This window comes from Ruegeria sp. HKCCD4884 (genome assembly GCF_013110855.1).
Lineage (GTDB): Bacteria > Pseudomonadota > Alphaproteobacteria > Rhodobacterales > Rhodobacteraceae > Ruegeria.
This window is the reverse complement of sequence record NZ_WVRJ01000008.1, coordinates 13,348-27,921: the sequence shown is the minus strand read 5'-3', so window position 1 is coordinate 27,921 and position 14,574 is coordinate 13,348. Positions and strand designations below refer to the sequence as shown.

General features: G+C 57.2%; 13 protein-coding genes. 3 read left to right on the top strand and 10 right to left on the bottom strand.

Annotated features, from left to right (window positions below):
* Nucleotides 1-28: 28 nt before the first annotated feature.
* Entirely contained in the window at nucleotides 29-1,273 is a 1,245-nt protein-coding gene (locus tag GS636_RS12950; RefSeq protein ID WP_171669759.1) for an ABC transporter substrate-binding protein, read from the bottom strand.
* A 94-nt stretch (nucleotides 1,274-1,367) separates the two neighbouring features.
* Nucleotides 1,368-2,414 carry an ABC transporter ATP-binding protein gene (locus tag GS636_RS12945; RefSeq protein WP_171095304.1) on the bottom strand — a complete coding sequence of 349 codons (1,047 nt, stop codon included), beginning with the start codon at nucleotides 2,412-2,414 and terminating at the stop codon, nucleotides 1,368-1,370.
* 113 nt (nucleotides 2,415-2,527) lie between these two features.
* Here GS636_RS12945 and GS636_RS12940 point away from each other — a divergent pair, with 113 nt between their 5' ends.
* The gene (locus GS636_RS12940) at nucleotides 2,528-3,532 is read left to right on the top strand and encodes an ester cyclase (RefSeq protein ID WP_171669758.1); all 1,005 of its coding nucleotides are present in this window, start codon (nucleotides 2,528-2,530) and stop codon (nucleotides 3,530-3,532) included.
* On the top strand, nucleotides 3,529-4,404 hold the full coding sequence (locus tag GS636_RS12935) for an amidohydrolase (protein ID WP_171669757.1): 876 nt from the start codon (nucleotides 3,529-3,531) through the stop codon (nucleotides 4,402-4,404). Before GS636_RS12940 ends, GS636_RS12935 begins: the two co-directional genes overlap by 4 nt.
* 20 nt (nucleotides 4,405-4,424) lie before the next feature.
* Here GS636_RS12935 and GS636_RS12930 read toward each other — a convergent pair whose 3' ends face one another.
* Genes GS636_RS12930 through GS636_RS12915 form a run of 4 tightly spaced genes read right to left on the bottom strand, consistent with a single transcriptional unit; the run spans nucleotide 4,425 to nucleotide 8,698 of the window.
* Nucleotides 4,425-5,288 (bottom strand): CoA ester lyase, encoded by an 864-nt coding sequence (locus GS636_RS12930; protein WP_171669756.1) that lies wholly within the window; start codon nucleotides 5,286-5,288, stop codon nucleotides 4,425-4,427.
* Entirely contained in the window at nucleotides 5,285-6,673 is a 1,389-nt protein-coding gene (locus GS636_RS12925; RefSeq protein WP_171669755.1) for an MmgE/PrpD family protein, read from the bottom strand. Before GS636_RS12925 ends, GS636_RS12930 begins: the two co-directional genes overlap by 4 nt.
* A 41-nt stretch (nucleotides 6,674-6,714) precedes the next feature.
* Nucleotides 6,715-7,551, bottom strand: coding sequence for a MaoC family dehydratase N-terminal domain-containing protein (locus GS636_RS12920; protein WP_216602896.1), 837 nt, complete (start codon nucleotides 7,549-7,551; stop codon nucleotides 6,715-6,717).
* Between the two features lie 19 nt (nucleotides 7,552-7,570).
* The gene (locus tag GS636_RS12915) at nucleotides 7,571-8,698 is read right to left on the bottom strand and encodes a CaiB/BaiF CoA-transferase family protein (RefSeq protein ID WP_171669754.1); all 1,128 of its coding nucleotides are present in this window, start codon (nucleotides 8,696-8,698) and stop codon (nucleotides 7,571-7,573) included.
* A gap of 101 nt (nucleotides 8,699-8,799) precedes the next feature.
* On the opposite strand from GS636_RS12915, the gene GS636_RS12910 reads away from it, so the two are divergent.
* Nucleotides 8,800-9,687 carry a LysR substrate-binding domain-containing protein gene (locus tag GS636_RS12910; protein ID WP_253762777.1) on the top strand — a complete coding sequence of 296 codons (888 nt, stop codon included), beginning with the start codon at nucleotides 8,800-8,802 and terminating at the stop codon, nucleotides 9,685-9,687.
* Between the two features lie 48 nt (nucleotides 9,688-9,735).
* Here GS636_RS12910 and GS636_RS12905 read toward each other — a convergent pair whose 3' ends face one another.
* Genes GS636_RS12905 through GS636_RS12890 form a run of 4 tightly spaced genes read right to left on the bottom strand, consistent with a single transcriptional unit; the run spans nucleotide 9,736 to nucleotide 14,511 of the window.
* Nucleotides 9,736-10,758 carry a GlxA family transcriptional regulator gene (locus tag GS636_RS12905; protein ID WP_171669752.1) on the bottom strand — a complete coding sequence of 341 codons (1,023 nt, stop codon included), beginning with the start codon at nucleotides 10,756-10,758 and terminating at the stop codon, nucleotides 9,736-9,738.
* Nucleotides 10,759-10,776: 18 nt separating this feature from the next.
* Nucleotides 10,777-11,991, bottom strand: a complete 1,215-nt coding sequence (locus GS636_RS12900; protein ID WP_171669751.1) for an NAD(P)/FAD-dependent oxidoreductase — start codon at nucleotides 11,989-11,991, stop codon at nucleotides 10,777-10,779.
* A gap of 24 nt (nucleotides 11,992-12,015) precedes the next feature.
* Nucleotides 12,016-13,377 (bottom strand): aminotransferase class III-fold pyridoxal phosphate-dependent enzyme, encoded by a 1,362-nt coding sequence (locus tag GS636_RS12895; RefSeq protein ID WP_171669750.1) that lies wholly within the window; start codon nucleotides 13,375-13,377, stop codon nucleotides 12,016-12,018.
* Nucleotides 13,378-13,407: 30 nt separating this feature from the next.
* Nucleotides 13,408-14,511: an enolase C-terminal domain-like protein gene (locus GS636_RS12890; protein ID WP_171669749.1), complete on the bottom strand. Its 1,104-nt coding sequence runs from the start codon at nucleotides 14,509-14,511 to the stop codon at nucleotides 13,408-13,410.
* Nucleotides 14,512-14,574: the final 63 nt, after the last annotated feature.

Below are 14,574 nucleotides of genomic sequence, written 5' to 3'. Positions count from 1 at the left end.
CTGAACAGCCCCCTCGGTTCCGGCAGAATTACTGGAGGAAACCAGCTTCTTTTGCGGATGTTCTGTAGGCGGCCTCAACATCGGCCAGCGCTTGTTCAGCGCTTTCGTCACCCTTCAGGAAGTCCGCCAGTTCCGCGCCCAGCGCTGCGTGCAGCAGGCCCATCTGCGGGATCATCGGATAGGGCTTGGCACCACCCTGAGCGGTTTGCGCTACACCTGCCGCAGCCGGCCCGGGCTGGAAGCCATCCAGCAGCCAAACGGCGTCGTCATTGTTGGCTGCAACCATGTCCGGTGTCAGGGCACTGACCAGAGCCGCAAAGGTGGCTTCGGCCTCTTCATCCGATACGTTGGACGAGATCGCGATGCCATCCCACCACAGCGTGGCCGAAGGGATCGAGCCACCTCCAACGGTCGGAGCCGCAGACAGAACGGTGTTCGATGTCACTTCTTCGGTCGAACCTTCATCGTCCAGGATTGGCGAACCGCGCGAACCCCACATGACACCCAGTGCCGCCTGACCGGATTCCCACAGGCCCTGCGTCTCGTTCGAGGCGTGGGTCAGGTGGTCAGGATGGGCATACTCGGCCAGCGATTTCATGACTTCCAGAGCAGCAAGGCCCTTTTCGTTGTTGACCGCCGGTTCCGCCGAACCGGGCTCGAAGAACTCACCGCCATGACCCAGATAGATCATGTTGAACACCTCACCGACGTTCCAGCCGGTTTGCAGGTTCATCACAATCGGGTGCTCCATGATACCCGCTTCGCGGATCATGGCTGCGGCTTCCAGAACCTCTTCGTACGTGGCAGGGATGCCTTCGAAACCTGCCTGCTCAAGAATGTCCTTGCGCGAGAACAGGTGCTGCGAGTTCGCCATGAACGCTACGGCCATGACGTTGCCGTCGATGGTGATCAGCAGGTTGGGCGAGATGTTTTCGCCGTACTTATCAACCAGATCGTTCAGCGGGCGGACCAGACCGTCATTCATCAGCTGAGTCAGCGTCGCGTTTGCCAAAATCACCGAGGAATACTCAGCCGGATTCGGCGTCAGGGCCGCGTTCATGATCTGACGGGCTTCGGTCGTGTGGTTGGTGGAAAACTCAGACGCACCGGCGGCACAGTTGCTCTCGGCAGTACCTGCGACAGCGTGGATGGCCGGGAAGTCACTGGCCAGAATGCGAATGGATTGACCTTCGGGACCACAGTTGGCCGCATAGGCAGCCGTACCCATCAGACCCACAAAGGCGGTTGCGGTAGCTAGATTTTTCAGAAACATCTCATCTCCCTGTTTCTTTGAAAAGTGATGCGCGCCCCTTACGCGCATGGGTTAGATTCCCGGGGTTGCTCCCGGTGGTTTGGCGGGGCTTTCTTCAGATCCGTTGTCCAGACGTGCCATCAAACAGGTGGCAAATTTCGGTGGGAACCGAAATGGAAACCATATCGTCGATCTCTGCCCGGAAGTTCTTGTCTGCCTTCACGGATACCAATGCGCCTCCGACACGAACCGAAATCATCGTCGCATCGCCCAGCAGTTCCTGCGTGTAGATCGGAGCGTTGATCTGCCCCTGCCCTTCCGCCGCCAGCGTCGCATCTTCAGCGCGGAACCCAAGTGTCAGGGGACCATCAGGCGCAGTGATATTCGGAATCTCCACGTGGTCGGCGACAAACGTGCCGTTGCGGACTTGGCCTTCCATCAGGTTCATGGCCGGGTTGCCGATAAAGCTGGCCACAAATGTATTGGCCGGGGTGTCGTAGATTTCGGTCGGGCTGCCGACCTGCTGAACGACACCGCTTTTCATCACCACAACGCGATCTGCCAGCGTCATTGCCTCGATCTGGTCGTGTGTCACGTAGATGGTTGTCACTGCCAGTTCATGGCTGAGGTTCTTGATCTGCGCCCGAGTTGAAACCCGCAGTTTCGCGTCCAGGTTGGACAGTGGTTCGTCCATCAAAAAGACGTTCGGTTCACGCACAATGGCGCGTGCCAAAGCAACACGCTGGCGCTGCCCGCCCGACAGTTCCGCCGGTTTGCGATGCAGGAAGTCGTCCAGTTCAACCATGGCCGAGGCACGGCGCACCTTATCATCATGCGTTGCAGGATCGATACCGCGTACCCGTAGCGGGAAGCGGATGTTCTCGTACACATTCATGTTCGGATAGAGCGCGTAAGACTGGAACACCATCGCCACATCGCGGTCTTTCGGCTCCATTTCGTTGACGCGCACGCCGTCGATCATGATGTCGCCTTCACTGGCATCTTCCAAGCCCGCGATCATCCGCATCGTTGTGGTTTTGCCGCAGCCTGAGGGACCCAGCAGAACCAGGAACTCCTTGTCAGCTATGGTCAGATCGAAATTGTCGACGCCGACAAACGAACCCCATCGCTTGCCAACATTGCGCAATTGAATCTCGGCCATCCGCTTCTCCCGTTGGATTGGAAATTTTTTGCATACGCTTGCAAATACGGTAGACTTAACTGCGTCATTTTGGCAAGGTTTTTTTGCAATCGTATGCAGAAAGGCGTTACTCGATGTCCGGGTTCTCGGCAGAAAAGCAAGTAATCAAAGAGTTTTATGAGCAACTGGACTGCTCCGAAACAGGAGCGGAACACAAGGTTCTGTCAGAGTACTATAGCTCGAATCACATCTGGCGCGGGTTTCATCCGTTTGACGAGATACGCGGACCTCAGGCCGTTGCAGATACCTTCTGGACGCCCCTGCGCGCATCGCTGACGCAATTACAAAGGCGGCAGGATGTCTTCATGGCAGGCGCCAACGAAATGGACGATTTCTCGTCTGTCTGGGTGGTGTCGATGGGACATCTGATGGGCTTGTTCGATACACCCTGGTTGGGTATCGCGCCAACCGGCAAGTTGGCTTTTTTACGCTATTGCGAATTCAACCGTGTGGAAGACGGCAAGATCACCGAAACAGCGATGTATTTCGATGTTCCACATCTGATGCTGCAAGCAGGGCTGCAGCCGTTTCCGCCGCAAACCGCTGCCCAACTGGTACAGCCCGGACCGATGACTCATGAGGGGCTGATGCTTGATCCCCAACCCCCAGAGGAAGGCGAACAGACTCTGGCGGCGATCAACGCGATGATCTCGGATCTGGGTCAATGGAATAGCGGCCTGAGCCTAGAGGATGAACTGCGCCGCACATGGTGCGAAGATATGTTGTGGTGGGGACCCACAGGGATCGGCGCGACCTACACGATTGAGCGCTACGCCAAGCAACATGCAGGGCCGTTCCGCGCCAGTTTCACCGACCGGTCAAAAACCAAACATCTCTGCCGCATGGCAGAGGGGCATTTTGGAGGCTTCTTCGGCTGGCCCAACTTCACCGCCCGCCCTACCGGAGGCTTCATGGGCATGCCCGCCACAGACAAACCCGGAGAATTCCGCGTAATCGACATTTACCGTCGCGCGGGTGACAAGCTGGCGGAAAACTGGATTTTCATTGACTTGCTGCATTTCTGGAAACAGCAAGGCGTAGACATTCTGGGACGTATGCAACAGGTGCCGCGCACATGACTGGCTGGATAGACGCGCATCATCACCTATGGGATCTAAACGCCGTTCACTACCCGTGGCTGATGGCCAAAGGCGTTGAGCGGTTTTTTGGTGATCCGTCTCCCATTCAGCGGAACTACCTTTTGAGCGAGTTCAGCGCAGACGCCCAAGCTCAGGGCATCCGCGCCTCGGTCCATATTCAGGTGGGGGCCGAAGATGGGATGGTCGAAGCCCAGTGGGTTCAATCGGTGGCGGATGCCAACCCCCACTGGCCCATGGCACAAGTGGTCTTTTGCGACCTGACCGCGCCGGATCTGATGGACCAATTGGATGCGTTCCAGCACCTCAGCACCGTACGTGGCGTGCGCCAGATCGTTGGCCGCGCGCCTGGGGAGGATGCGCAAACCGGCACCAACGCCCTGTTGGACGACCCCCGCTTTCTGACCGGTTTGCAAGAGGCCGGGCGACAAGGGTTAAGCTTTGATTTGCAACTGATCCCCGAACTCTACGAGAAAACCGCTCGTGTGTTGGCCAAAGCGCCAGACACGCACGTTGCGCTTTGCCACGCTGGATCACCCCATGACCGCAGCTCTGAGGGGTTGAGTGAGTGGGCCAAAAATCTGCGAACACTGTCAGATTTGCCGCACGTGACCTGTAAACTCTCGGGTTTGGGCATGTTTGACCATCACTGGTCAACCCAAAGCATCCGCCCGATTGTCGAGACATGCCTTGACCAATTCGGCGCGCACCGAACCATGTATGGTTCGAATTTTCCGGTCGACAGTCTGTACAGCGACTACGCAACCCTCATGAAAGCATATGCAGAATTAATCCCGGAAGAGGCCAAGTCGGCAGTGTTTCGTGAAACAGCAAAGCGGTTTTATCAGCTCTGACACCGAAGAACTGCATAAGCTCATGCGAAACGGTCAGAAAACCGAGATCCCGCCTCAAGGACGCGCCACGCTTTTTCAACAATCGGCAGGTCGATCATCTTGTTGTCGAGCGAAACGGCACCACGACCTTCAGCCAGGGATTTTTCGTATGCAGCGACAATCCTCTGCGCCTGAGCGACTGCGTTTTCAGACGGGGTAAACGCAACATTCAACGGTGACACTTGTGAAGGGTGGATTGCAAAACCGCCCTCAAACCCCAATTTGGCAGATCTTTCCACTGTCGTGCTGAAGGCGGGAATGTCGTGATACTGCGCGATGCTGCCAGCATAGCCCAAAGGGATTTTGCCGGCCGCCCGTGCTGCTGTCACGATCTGTTGGCTCGGATAAAGCAGACCGTCCCATTCGGGCTCCATGCCCATCTCCAGGCAAAAGTCTTCCGTGCCGAGATTCAACGCGATCAATCGCTCATGTGCTGCAGCAATCATCGGCGCATTAAGCAACCCCACCGGACTTTCGATCAAACCAATCAGGGACACGTCATCGCATCCCTCGGCATGAACGAAATCGGCAACTTTCTGAATAAATTCACGGTTTTCGACTTTTGGCAGGATCAAGTAATCGATCCCTGCCGCAGTCGCTGCAGACAGGTCATCCTCTAGAAGAGCGTCGTCGTTGTTTATCCTGACCGCTACCGATTTGCCTTTATTCCGCAATACGGTCGTCGCACCGCGAAGCCTTTGCCGCCCATTCTCCTTTTCGGACTGCGGCACTGCATCTTCCAGATCAAGGATTATAACATCAGCTTCCGTCCTTGCAGCTTTGGGGACGAGGGCTTCAACGTGCCCGGGGATATAGAGAAGCGACCTGAAAGAGCTGTTTTTCATCCCGCGCGCGCCATCATTGGGGGCGACACCTGACCAAGCAATCCGGTGTCCAACAAAGGCGTATCGCCATGTGCCGCCAGATATGCCTGTGCCAATTCGACCGAGCAGCCGCAGGCGCGCACCTTCTGCATTAAGTCGGCTTTGGTCATGGGCATGGACGCACCGCCAGGAACAAAAGTCATTTCATGGCTGACCACTTGACCGTCTTTAAGTTCGACTGTGATCGTTTCCGGGGTTGTCGGACCGATGTCACCAGTGTCGCCTTTCGGCAGATCGTACAGATCCAGCTTGATCGAAGCTGTCAGTTCCCGGCGCTGAGGATCGTTGAATCCGTCTGGCTCAAAGTCGCCGGGGACAACACGGCCTTCCAGCAAACCAACGGCGATGCAGTACCGCACCGAAAAGCGGGCCTCGGCGTCGTTGTCCGGCACACCAAAGCCTGCAACGCGATGGAACGGCGCGGGCATGCGGATTTTGACAGAAGCGATATCGCTTGGGTGTTTGATCTGCCGGCTCAGCTCAATCGCACCGTAAATTGGGCGTTGTGTGTAGGCGCAGCTCGGCCATAGCTTTCGGATAACCGGGTACTGTTGAACCGCCTGGCCCAGTTCCATCGTCTTCATCATTTCACGAAAACCAATGGATTCCGGCGTGCCGTAAACCTTTGTAAACCCAAACTCGGAATCCCACAGATTACAGTTTCCAGTTGCGTCCGCGCGACCCAAAAGCGCCGCCCTCAGTCCAGCTTCCGCCGCCAATCCGGTATGAAGCGCTTTGGCGTCATAGCCGATCTGTGTCAGCAACCCGGAAGAAGACGACACCGCAAGCGCCATTGCATTAGACATTTGCCGCGCCGACAGCCCAAGTGCCTTGGACACTGCGGCAGCTGTTCCGATCGGGCCCAATGTGGATGTCGAGTGCCACCCGATGTCGTAGTGACCATATCCCAGCGCTTTGCCCATCCAGATGATGGTCTCATACCCCACGATCCAGGCGTCATTCATTTCGTCAATTGTCATCGGCACCTTGTGCGCAAGGCTCAGCAAAGCACTCAGAACCGGCGCGCTTGCGTGACTGGACCCGGATAGTTCGTAGTCATCGAAGTCCAGCGCCGCTGCACGTGCGCCATTGGCCAGCGCCGCACCGTTTATCGACAGCATCTCACCGCCACCAACCGGCGGAACTGACCCCTGTCTCAGGCCAAAAAGCATTGCATCCGATGCCGCAATGGCCTGACGCTCTGTCGCGCCCAAAACCATACAGGACAATGTGTCGATCAGCGTGAAACGCGCCTGTTCTCTCACCTCGGCGTCAACGCCAAGGTCCGACTGCGTTGCCCAGTCCGCAAGGCGCTCCGAGAAGTTCAGCACATTTGGTTTTGCCATGGATTGATCCGCGTCGAGTTTCGATTGCATTGGCCTGAACCTTAGAAAGTGGCTGTTGCTTGCATGGCTTTGGCCCCGTCATGGCGGCGCGCCCACAGCTGCATCATGTTGTTTTCGCGAACACCTTCGATATCGAAGGGATTCATCCCTGCCAGAGGTGCAGTCCCGCGAAACTCAAAGGTCTTCGGGGCTTTTCCCATGGTGCGCTGGGCAAGGTCGACCAACAAGGTTGCCGTGAGCGGCCCATGAAAGACCAGACCGTCATACCCTTCAACCGAACGGGCATAATCCACGTCATAGTGAACCCGGTGCCCGTTAAAGGTCAGCGCCGAATAGCGGAACAGCATAACCTGTGTGGGCGAGATCACCTCGGACACTTCGGCGTTGTCAGGCGCTTGTGCTGGCTCAGGTTTTGGGGCGTCAGGGTGGGGATCTTCGCGGTACACTATGTCATGCTCTTCAGTCAGTGCAAGCGTACCGTCGCCCAGGAAAACCTCATGCAGAACGGTCACGAAACATAATGAGCCGCTGCGCCCGTTCTTTTCCGCAATATGCTTGATCGTAGACCGCTTTTTGACCTGATCGCCAATCGGAATGGGTGCCAGAAATTCAAACCTGCCACCGGCCCACATCCGACGGGGCAGCGCGACGGGAGGAAGAAATCCCCCCTTTTTCGGATGGCCGTCCCTGCCCAACTCATAAGCTGGTTTCGCTTCAAGAAAGTACAGCCAATGCCAAAGAGGCGGCAAAACATCGCCGTTTTGCAATGTTGATTCGCGACCAATCGTGGCCTGCATGAAACGGGCGGGCTCGGCGCGCAAACTGTCCTCGTGCGTCTGCGAACGTCCGATCCAGGAGTCTACGGCTTGCGACATCATGTTGACCTTTCTGCTTTGGTCAGGCGAATTCAGCGCGCAGCGCCGGGCCATGCTGATTGATTGCAGGAGAAGACGACAACGGGCTGACCTCTTCAACATCCACCCAACGAATGGGCGCTGCGGGTATCGCGATCGTTTTATTTCCTTCAGTTGTCACTTCGCGACGGCGCAGGGCTGGGTGGTTGCCCAGCGCTTCAACACTGTTGACCGCGCCGTACGCGATGTTCGCTGCAGCCAACCGAGCCCGGAACTCTTGCAAGGTCAGCTCTCGCGACACCTTGGAAATCAGGTCCTCAAGCGCGTCACGGTTGGCGACCCGGTCATTGTTGGACGCAAATCTAGAGTCTGAGCCTGCGGTGTTCGAGCGCAAAACCTCTTGGCAAAACCGCTGCCACTCACGTTCATTTTGAATGGCGATTAACGTCAATGCGCCTTCGCTCGTTTCGAAAGCACCATAGGGGGCCATACTTGGATGGCGCAAACCCACGCGTTGCGGTGCACCTTTCCCGTATTCGCTGTGCATTAGCGGGACACTCATCCAGTCTGCTGCAACGTCGAACAACGAAACGGCCAAAGCTGCGCCTTCGCCCGTCATTTCACGGCGCATCAGGGCTTCTAAAACGGCCGCGTGGCAGGTCATGCCTGCACCAATATCACATATCGATACGCCGATGCGTCCCATTTCGTTAACACCACCGCTGATTCCAGTGAGACCAGATTCAGCCTGAATCAGAAAGTCATAGGCCTTCAGATGCTTGACCGCGTCGCTTTCTCCATAGCCGGTAATGTTAACGGTAATGAGATGCGGGTGCATTTCGCGCAACTCTGCCGAACCAAACCCGGCGCGTGCCATGGCACCCGGAGCAAGATTTTGAACAAAAACATCAGCCTGAGCGATAATCCGATGCAGCAAGGCCGCGTCTTCTTCAGTGCGGAAGTCAAGCGCCAGCGACTCCTTGCCTTGGTTGGTCCAGGCAAAATACGAACTTGTGCCTTTAGCCGCACGATCATAGCCACGCGCAAAATCCCCTTCCGCGCGTTCGACCTTGATGACACGTGCCCCGGCTTCGGCCAGTCGCGCAGTGCACAGCGGTGCCGCCAGTGCCTGTTCGACCGAGACCACGAGAATGTCTTTCAACGGCTTCATTTCGGGATCCTTGCTGCGATCAATTTTAAGCAGGATAAATGCGGCTCACTTGAAATAAAATTCATTGCTTTTGCATTTTCTGTTTAGTTATTTTTAACAAAATGACGACTCACAGACTCCCTCCCCTTCACGCGTTGCATGTGTTTGAAACCGTCGCCCGTCTGGGCGGTGTCCGGGCAGCCGCAGCCGAGTTGAACGTAACCCCCCCAGCCGTCAGCCATCAGCTGGACAAATTGGAAGGGTTTCTTGGCGCGCCCTTGTTCATTCGCCGAGGGCGCAATCTGGTTCTCACCGAAGGCGCACATGATTATCTGACAGAAGTCCGCCCTGGCATAGAAGCAATAGGGCGTGCGACATCGGTTGCAACCCGGCAGTCTCAACGTGAAGTTCTGACAATTGCAGCCCCGCCTACGCTGACAGCAATGTGGCTGATGCCCAAGCTGCACGGGTTCTCGGAACTGTATCCCGATTATGACATTCGTCTTCTCGACCGGATGACATTCAACCCCGAAGAACGAGGCATTGATGTCGCCATTGAATACCGGTTCGAGGCCGACCCGGATTTGGTTTCACTGCAGTTTTTACCGGACGAACTCGTTGCGTTGACCAGTACAGATTATGCTGAGGCGAACGCCTTACACAGTTTGGATGACCTGAAAGGCGCGACACTGATAGAAACTGAAAGGCGACTGACATCGTGGAAAAAAGTACTGGCAGGGCGATCCTGGCTGCGTCGTCAGCATTTCTTTTCGGTCAGCTACTCTTTGCACGCATTCGAAGCAGCTGCCCGAGGGATCGGCGTGGCTTTGGGCAATCGGGCCAATGCCGAAAGGATGCTGGCCGAAGGGCGACTGTGCATTCCCTTTGAACTGCCTTCCGAAACCTTACCCCCTGCCCCGCGCTATTTCCTGAGCGCGGTTTCCCATCGCCAGCGCCAGCCAAGGGTTCGCGCCTTCTGGGACTGGCTGGTCGCAGAGGCCGCGATGTAGTCTGCCTGTACAATTGACGCGTGCGACCGCCTTCAGATAGCCGCGTGATTACGCGGCTGATCGGTCGGCTGTTGGACGCTCACCAAATCTCGTTTTGTAGGCTTTCGAGAAATTAACGATACTGGCGAACCCTGTTGCGACGGCAACATCAATGATGGACAGGTCGGTACCGCGCAGCAACACCCGCGCCCGATCAAGACGCAAATTGCGATAGTAACGGGACGGGCTTGTCTTGAGGTGTTTATTGAACAAACGTTCGATCTGCCGCCTCGAGATTTTTTCGTCTTCGATAAGTTCATCAACCGGAATTGGGTCCTGCAGCGAGTCCTCCATTTTCTTGAGGATACTCAGAAACGCGGGGTTCCGGGATCCGGCCATTTTCGACATGGCCTGGCGTTGCGACCGGTTGCTGTGGCAGTCAAAGTCGTGGACACAATAATCCGCCACTTTCTGAGCAGTGCCGTTGTCGAAATCCGACTCGATGATGGACAGAGTCAAATCCAGGCCTGCAGTGCCCCCAGCGCTTGAGGCCACACCGTCATCCGCCACAACCCGCGACGGCAAACAGTCCAGTTTCGGGAACATTTCTTCAAAGACCGGGGCCAGTGACCAGTGCAACGTCAATTGCGCTTCGTTTGCCAGCCCGGCCCGCGCCAATGTAAACGCGCCGGTTCCAATCGCGGCAACCCGACCGCCGAACCTGGCATGTCTACGCAACCATTGCAGGGTTTCGGGACGGGCTTCCAAGTACCCGGCATTCCCAGAGCATACAATCACGTAATCCGAATGCCGCGTTGTACACAGGCCTGTCTGCGCAGGGATTTCGATTCCGTTCGAACACGTTACATGCGCGCCGGTCTCGGTCATGATCGACCAGGTGTAGTCTGTTTCCCCCGTAACGGAATTGGCGGCCCGCAGCGGTTCGATCCCAGCCGCAAAATCCAGCATGTTGGAACCGGGAAGCAGCAGAAAATAAAAATGGCGCTTCTGCGCAACGCCCGCAGAATGTCCGGCAGCGCTTGGGTGCTCGCCCTCCCGGCACCGGGTGATGGGTTTTGACTCAAGATACATGCGCTGCCGTGCCTTTCCTCAGACTTTAAGAAGTGATTTGAGATCGGTAGCTGTATCCGCAACCATCTGGGGATGCGGGGATTTTCCGGATTCGATCAGCCGTTTCGCAACCATGTAGGCGCGCGGGTCGTTCATCGCGTCCGCGGCTATAAGCTGGGCATCGCGGTAGTACCAGACTGAAGTCGACCCATCCTCACCTTCACGAGAAACGACCTGATCGTAGCCGGCATTCAGACCAGCAATCTGAAGCTTGACATGGTACTGATCAGACCAAAACCAGGGTTTTGCTTCGTAAGGCTTGGTTGCACCCATGATGTTCTCAGCAACCGCTTCGGCCTGATCAATGGCGTTGCCGACGCTTTCCAGGCGGATCTGTGCGTCACCTTGCGGAAACGTCGCACAGTCTCCTGCCGCCCAGATACAAGGATGCGAGGTGCGGCCCCATGTGTCTGTCTTGATGCCGTTTTCAACGTCTACACCGGCGGCTTCGGCAAGGGCCGTGTTTGGCGTGATGCCGATCCCGAAAACAACAAAATCGGCCGGGATCACCTCACCATTGGCAAGTTCCACCCCGTCTGCGCGCTCTACTCCGGTAACGCGTGCAATCTTGGTATCTTCAAGAATGCATACGTTGTTGGCATCGTGCAGTTCGCGGAAGTACTGAGCGGTTTCAGGGGCCGCAACCCGCTGCAAAATGCGCGGAGCAGCTTCGATCAGTGTAACCTCAAGATCAAGCTTTGCGGCAACAGCAGCAACTTCCAGGCCAATATAGCCCCCGCCAATGATGACGATCTTTCGCCCTTGCTTGAACTCGGGCGCAATTGCATCGATGTCGGCGATGCCACGGATTGTATAGGTCCCGGGCAGAGTACCACCGATGCTCTCGGGCAGGCGGTTGGGGGTCGAGCCGGTTGCCAGGACCAGATGCTCAAACGCCAGCGTTTGGTCACCACAAACAAGTGTCTGGTTGTCTGCCGATATCTCGGTGACTTGCTGGTTCAGGTGCAGGTCGATCTGATGCTCGTCAAAGAAGCTTTCGGGCCTCAGGAAAAGACGGTCACGCGGCAGCGCGCCCAGAAGATAAGCTTTGGAAAGAGGCGGCCGCTGATAGGGCGGGTGCGCCTCTTCACCGATCAGGGCAATTGGCTTGTCATAACCAAGATTGCGCAGTTTGACGGCGGCGGAGCAACCAGCTTGCCCCGCCCCCACAATGATGACACCGTAATTGGTCATTTCATCGGCCTCTCAAAGTCACGCTCAAACACACTCGCGGTCAGCGATGTCGAGGGTACGATCCAGTATCTCCAGACCGGTCATCAGATCCTCTTCGCTGATGTTCAGCGGCGGGGTCAGACGAACGACGTTCGAGTAGAACGACAGGTACAGACCCTCGTTCATCGCAAAGCTCATCATGTCCGACATCGGTTTGGCGTCCGGGCCTTTCGCGGCAAACGGAACCAGTGGCTCACGCGTTTCACGGTTCTTGACCAGCTCGATACCGTTGAACATGCCCTTTCCGCGAATGTCGCCGATGCTGGGATGCTTTTCGGCCATCTTGGCCAGTTCGGCGCGCATCTTCTCGCCCATCGCTGTGGCGTTTTCCAGCGCACCTTCGTCCTGCATGGCGCGAATTGCGGCAATGCCCGACGCACAGGCCAGCGGGTGACCGGCATAGGTCAGACCGCCGGGCATCGGAGTGTCGCGCAGCCAGTTGTGCAGCTCGGTCGAGACCGACATGGTGCCCAGCGGCACATAGCCCGAGTTGATGCCCTTGGCGCTGGTGATGATGTCGGGCTGCACGCCCCAGTGATCGACGGCGAACCATTTACCGGTACGACCAAACCCAGCCATGACCTCATCCGCGATCAGCAGGATGCCGTATTTCTCGCAGGTCTGCTTGATCGATTGCAGATAGCCATCGGGGGGCACGATGATGCCGTTGGTGCCCACGATAGGCTCCAGAATGACGGCAGCCACCGTGTTGGGGTTTTCGTACATCAAAAGCTCTTCCAGATGCGGACCACCCTGCGCCACCGGGCATTTCGCCGGGTCGGTGTGACCAGTCGGCAGGCGATAGACATAGGGGTCCAGCATGCGCACCACGCCCGGCATATCGGCCCGGGTCAGGTGATGGCGCGGGTCGCCTGTCAGGGACAGCGTGCCACCGGTCGCCCCGTGATACGAGCGATAGCGCGCAATGATCTTGGTGCGTCCGGTATAGTGCCGCGCCAGACGGATCGCGGTTTCGTTCGCTGCCGAGCCGCCGGTTGTGAAGAAGGTCGAAGTGATGTTCGCGGGCGTGATCTCATTCATGATCGCCGCCATTTCCGAACGTACATCCGAACCCATGGCGGGGCCGATATAGCACAACTTATCGGCCTGATCCTTGATCGCCTGTACGATCTTGGGGTGCTGGTGGCCCATATTGGCGTTCACCAACTGGCTTTGGAAATCGAGATAGCGTTTGCCATCGCTGTCCCAGAACCAGCTGCCCTGCGCGCCGGTGATGACGCGCGGGCGGCTGCCCTGTTTCGACCAGCTTTGCAGATAGTGATCTGCGTGGATGTCTTTGACCCATTCAGGATCATGTGAGGGGTAGGCGTTGCTGAAATCTTCCATAACAGGTCTCTCGGCAGGCTGGGATTGGGATCAATCGATAATGGTGACAGGCTGGCCCAAAGCGTCGGCGTCGGGCGTGACGCCCAGACCGGGCCCTTCGGGCGGGGTAATTCGGCCGTTTTCACGCACCGGACCATCGGGGGCCAGACGTGGGCCGACATAGTGGCTCAGGTCGCAGGTGTTCATGATTCCGCGCGCAGGGGTCGAAGCGGCCAGATGCAGAAGCGCGGCGGTGGTGATGTCGCTGCCCCAGGTATCCTCGATACACATCTGAGTACCCAGCGTCAGACAGACATCGCGGATTTGCCGCATGGCGGACAAGCCGCTCATCTTGGACAGCTTCAATGCAACAGCCTGCATACAACCGGCCTGATGCGCTGCGATGACCGAGGCGACGTCATAAGCGTTTTCGTCGATTTTCATCGGCAGGCCAGTGACCCGCTGCACATGGGCGCATTCCTCGAGCGTCGCGCAAGGTTGCTCGAGCATGACATCCAGATGAGCGACGGCGCGACCGACACGGATCGCGTTCAGCGCATCGCTGCCACAGTTCCAGTCGCCATAGACCAATGGGCCCGGACCAACGGTCTCGCGCACTTTGGCCAACCGCTCAACATCCGTCTGCCAGTCGCCATCAGCCCCCAGCTTGACCTGAAACTGGCGCATGCCCTTGTCATACGCATCTTGTGCCATGCGGGCCATTTCGTCCGGGGCCACGCAGGTGATTGAGTGATAGAGCGCCATGTCCTTGACCTGCCGACCCCCCAAAAGGCGGTGAACAGGTAGACCCGCGGCTTGCCCCGTCAGATCCCAGAGCGCAGTATCCAGCGCGGACTTCGCGTATGCATGACCCTGCAGAAATCGGTTCACCTGCTCCATTACGGTTTCCGGCCCCACCGGGTCGGCGCCGATCAGAACCGGGGCCAGTTCGGTGATGGCCGGGATCACGCCCTTGGCATAGGCAGGCAGGTAATGCGGGATCGGGCAGACCTCACCCCAGCCAGACAGGCCCGTATCGGTGTCGAGGCGCAGCACAACCGAGGTTGTGGTGTCGCAGGTTTTCCCATCTGCCATGTAGTAGGTGTCATGGCTGGTCAGCGGAACTTCCCAAGCTGCAATGCGGATGATCTTCACGTCAGTTTTCCTTAGATTGGCCCGCCAAACCAAAGACTGGTTTTGCCGTTTTTCTTAAAAAGG